This window comes from Neisseria sp. RH3002v2f (assembly GCF_014596375.1).
GTDB classification, from domain to species: Bacteria; Pseudomonadota; Gammaproteobacteria; order Burkholderiales; family Neisseriaceae; genus Neisseria; species Neisseria cinerea.
On sequence record NZ_MAYZ01000011.1, the window covers coordinates 1 to 851 of the forward strand.

1 pseudogene is annotated in these 851 nt (G+C 55.3%); it reads right to left on the minus strand.

Annotation, left to right across the window (positions count from 1 at the left end):
- Positions 1-851: pseudogene (locus BBW69_RS00735) on the minus strand (cation-transporting P-type ATPase); the annotation flags it as partial.

Here is an 851-nt window from a genome sequence, read left to right on the forward strand (position 1 = left end):
ACGCGCGCAATCGGCGCCTTGCTGCCCTGCGCTTCGGACAGCGCGTTCATCATGTCGCCGAGCAGGGTTTGGCTGCCGAGCTGCGTGGCGCGGTAAACCACGCTGCCTTCGGTCATCAGCGCTCCCGCCAACACTTTGCCGCCCGCTTTTTTCTCTTCGGGATTGGATTCGCCGGTGAGGTGGCTCTCGTCCGCCCAGCCGCTGCCGCTCTCGATAATGCCGTCGGCGGCAATGCGTTCGCCGTGATTGGCGCGGATAAGGTCGCCGATTTGTACTTGGTCGATGGGAAGCTGTTTCCATTCGCCGTTGCGTTGCACGTTGACTTGGGTCGGCGTGAGTTTGAGCAGCAAGCCCAAGCTGTTCAGGCTGGATTTTTTGGTGCGGTGTTCCAAAAATTTGCCCAGCGACACAAAACCAATCACCATCACGCCTGCTTCAAAATATACATGCGCCATGCCGTGTGCCGCGTGCGGACTGAAAAACAGCATATAAACGGAATACAGATAAATCGACACCGTGCCTATGGTAACGAGCACGTCCATATTCGCCAGCCCGCCCTTAATGCTCGCCCACGCGCTTTTGTAAAACGGGATTGCCAGCCAAAGCTGTACCACGCTTGCCAGTACAAACTGCCATACAGGCGGAATCATCCAATCGTGCCGCCCGATCATCATGCCTGCCATGCCGATTAAGAACGGGATATTAATGGCGAACAGCAGCCACAACCTCCAGCCGATATGGTGTTCTGCTTCGGGTTGCGGCAATGTATCTTCCGTTTTTTCCTTCGCGCCGTAACCTGTTTTCTCAATAATTTTGGCAATGTCGGCTACTGAGGTTTTGCTGTCGTCAAA